4 protein-coding genes and 1 pseudogene are annotated in these 3,616 nt (G+C 70.7%); all 5 read right to left on the reverse strand.

All coding sequences use genetic code 11. The features are described from left to right. A pseudogene (locus FUT87_RS29370) lies at positions 1–259 on the reverse strand (hypothetical protein); the annotation flags it as partial. 146 nt (positions 260–405) lie between these two features. After that, the gene (locus tag FUT87_RS24560) at positions 406–1,485 is read right to left on the reverse strand and encodes a S49 family peptidase (protein ID WP_404935442.1); all 1,080 of its coding nucleotides are present in this window, start codon (positions 1,483–1,485) and stop codon (positions 406–408) included. Continuing rightward, entirely contained in the window at positions 1,486–1,872 is a 387-nt protein-coding gene (locus FUT87_RS24565) for a Rieske 2Fe-2S domain-containing protein (protein ID WP_147242690.1), read from the reverse strand. It lies immediately after the preceding gene. A 36-nt stretch (positions 1,873–1,908) separates the two neighbouring features. Continuing rightward, on the reverse strand, positions 1,909–2,565 hold the full coding sequence (locus FUT87_RS24570) for an HAD family hydrolase (protein ID WP_091726530.1): 657 nt from the start codon (positions 2,563–2,565) through the stop codon (positions 1,909–1,911). Between the two features lie 33 nt (positions 2,566–2,598). After that, on the reverse strand, positions 2,599–3,615 hold the full coding sequence (locus FUT87_RS24575; protein ID WP_404935443.1) for an RluA family pseudouridine synthase: 1,017 nt from the start codon (positions 3,613–3,615) through the stop codon (positions 2,599–2,601). Position 3,616: the final 1 nt, after the last annotated feature.

Raw genomic sequence — 3,616 nt, forward strand, 5'->3', positions numbered from 1 at the left:
GCAGCTGCTCGGCGCGGGCGCGGTGGTGGCCGGGGTTGTCGTGGAGCTCGCCGAGCAGGACGAACGGCGGTTCGGACCGGGCGGCCGGCGCCGAGACGGTCGGCGCCGAGCGAGAGGCCACCGAGGCGGCGGAGGGGGAGGCGGAGGCCGCTGAGCGTTCCGTGGCTGCGGCCGTCGCCGTGGCTGTCGTCGAAGACGCGCAGGCTGCGAGCAGCAGCGGGACCAGCGCCAGCACGGCGCTACGGAAGGCGATGTTCATGGTCGATCCTGGAAGACAGGGAAACGGGAACAGGCCTGCCGAGCGATGGCTGGGTCGGGCGGAGGGTCAGCGGCGGATTGTCGCCGCCGCGCGGGGTCCGGACCGGCTCCCGCGTTCAGCGCACCAGCGCATGGTGCGCCGGCCGTTCAACGGATCGTCATCACCGACCGCATCGCCTTCACCGCGCCCTCGCCCATCGCGGCGCCGAAGCGCTTGGCGATGCGTTCGGCGACGTTGTCGCGCGGCGTGTAGTCGACGACCTCCTCGGCCTTCACCACCTCGCGGGCGACGTAATCCAGGTTGCCGGTGCCGTCGGCCAGGCCCAGCTTGATCGCCTGCTCGCCGTTCCAGAACAGGCCCGAGAACATCTCCGGCGTCTCCTTCAGGCGCGCGCCGCGGCCCTCGCGCACGACCGCGATGAACTGCTGGTGGATCTGGTCCAGCATCGCCTGCGCATAGGCCTGCTGCTTGGGCGTGACCGGCGAGAACGGATCCAGCATTCCCTTGTTCTCGCCCGCGGTCATCAACCGGCGCTCGACGCCGACCTTCTTCATCACCTCGGTGAAGCCGAAGCCGTCCATCAGCACGCCGATCGAGCCCACCACCGAGGCCTTGTCGACATAGATCTCATCGGCGCCCGCCGCGATGTAGTACGCGCCCGAGGCGCAGATCTCCTCGACCACCGCGTAGACCTTCTTGTTGTGCAGCGCCTTCAGGCGCTTGAGCTCGTCGTTGACGATGCCCGCCTGCACCGGACTGCCGCCGGGCGAGTTGATGCGCAGCACCACCGCCTCCGAGCCCTGGTCCTCGAACGCGGCCTTCAGCGCGGCGTTGATCAGCTCGGCGCTGGCCTCGGTGTCCGGCGCGATCTCGCCGCGCACCTCGACCAGCGCGGTGTGCGGGCCGGTGGTCGCGCCGCCGTGGTGACGGGTCGAGAACATGGACCAGACCAGCAGCAGGAACAGCGTCACCCAGATCAGGCGGAAGAAGGTCTTCCAGCGCCGGTCGCTGCGGCGGTCGCGCAGGTAGTCATGGGCGAACTGCTCGATCACGTGTTCATAGCGCCCGGGCAGGCCGGTCGCGGGCGCCGCCGGGGCTGGCGCGGCCGATGCGGTCGCGGGGGCAGGAGCGGATGCCGGGCTGGGCGCCGGCTTCAGCATGTCCTCGGGCCGCGGCGTCGCGTCGGGAATCGGGCGCGGCAGGTCGGAGTCGTTGTCTTGGCTCATTCAATCCTCGAAGGCTGGCCGCGTGTCGCGGGAGGGATACCAGAAGACCTGGCCGTCGCGCTCGCGCACGTCGAGCTTGGTCAGGCCGATGCGGCCACACATGCCGGTGACGCAGCGCCCGTCTCGCGGGTGGTACACGGCGCCATGGATGCTGCAGATGATGTATTCCTTCCGGCTGTCCAGGAACTCGCCTTCCTGCCAGTCCATCTCGGTGGGGACGTGGGCACAGCGGTTGAGGTAGCCGACCACCTCGCCATCGAAGCGCAGCGTGAAGGCCGATGCCGGCTGGCGGAAGTGCAGCACGTCGAAGGTGTGCGCGCGGCCGCGCTCCTCCAGCTCGGCGGACGCGCACAGCGGCACGGGGGACGGGTCTTGCTCGGGGGACATGGAGAGGGAACGGTCGGGGGAATCAGGCATGGGCCCTCAGGCGTGGGCCAACAGCCAGTCGCGCAGCGTCGGCACGTCGTGCGCGACCAGCAGCGGCTCGAAGTCCCGCAGCGACTCGTGCGCATGGGCGCCGTAGGTCACCGCGATCGCCGGGCAGCCCGCGTTGCGCGCCAGCTGCAGGTCGTGGGTCGTGTCGCCGATCATCAGCGTGCGCTCGGGATCGGCGCCGAACTCGCGCATCAGCTCCAGCAGCATCTGCGGGTTGGGTTTGCCGGCGGTCTCGTCGGCGGTGCGGGTGCCGTCGAACAGCGTCGTCATCTCGACCGCGGCCAGCGCCTCGTCCAGGCCCCGGCGGCTCTTGCCGGTCGCCACCGCCAGCCAGTGGTGGCGCGCCTTGAGGTCCCGCAGCAGCCCGGGCACGCCGTCGAAGAGCGTCACCTCGTGGGCGGACGCGAAGTAGTGATGGCGATAACGCTGACCGAGCTCCGGATAACGCGTCCGGTCCAGCCCCGGCAGCGCATATTCCAGCGCCTCGATCAGGCCCATGCCGATGACGTAGGCGGCGCGCTCGCGCGAGGGCGGCTCCAGGCCCAGGTCGGCGGCGGCCGCCTGCATGCAGCGCACGATCAGCGCGGTGGAGTCGAACAGGGTGCCGTCCCAGTCGAAGACGATCAGGTCGAAGCGTTGAGGCATGGCGTCAAGGGGCGGGTCGTCAGGGGCGGGTCGTCAGGGCGCCGGGCGGCGCAGCGCGGCCAGGAGTGTCTCGCACTCGGGCGGCAGCGGCGCGTTCAAGGTCAAGGTCTGGCCGGTGGCGGGATGCGTGACGCGCAGCTGGCGCGCGTGCAGGAACATCCGGTCGAAGCGCAGCGCGCCCCGCGCGAGCGCGCGGTTGGCTTCGAAGTCGCCGTATTTCGGATCGCCGACGATCGGATGGCCCTCGTGGGCCAGGTGCACCCGGATCTGGTGCGTGCGCCCGGTCTTGATGGTCACGTCCAGCAGGCTGTAGCCGGCGTCGTCCGGCGTCCGGCCCGGGAGGGCCTCCATCACCTTCACCAGGCTGATCGAGCGCTTGGCCTGGTCCGCCTGTGGATCGCCCAGGTTGGGGACCGCCCGCACCCAGCGCTCGCCGTCGCTGCCGACGAACTTGAGCAGCGGGACGTCCACGACCTTCCTGGACTTCGCCCAGGCGCCGCTCACCAGCGCCGCGTAGGTCTTGCCAGTTTCGCGGTCGCGCAACTGGTCCTGCAGGTGCGTCAGCGCGCTGCGCTTCTTGGCGATCATCAGCAGGCCCGAGGTTTCCTTGTCGAGCCGGTGCACCAGCTCCAGGAACTTCGCCTGCGGCCGCGCGCGACGCAGCTGCTCGATCACGCCGAAGCTGACGCCCGAGCCACCATGCACCGCGACGCCGGCGGGCTTGTCGACGACGATCAGGTGCTCGTCCTCGAAGACGATGGGGAATTCGCGGGCGGGGATGGCGGGCTCGGCGGGTTTCTCCGCCAGCCGCACCGGCGGCACGCGGACGACGTCGCCCACTTCCAGTCGCGAATCGGCCGAGCAGCGGCCCTTGTTGATGCGCACCTCGCCGGACCGGATGATCCGGTAGACCAGCGTCTTGGGCGCGCCCTTGAGCTCGCGGATCAGGAAGTTGTCCAGGCGCTGACCGGCGGAGCCGTCGTCCACCGTCAGCAGCCGCACCTGCGCCGGGGCCGAAGCCGACTCCGACACGGCCGGCGCCGGCGGCACC

The organism is Mitsuaria sp. TWR114 (assembly GCF_007997345.1).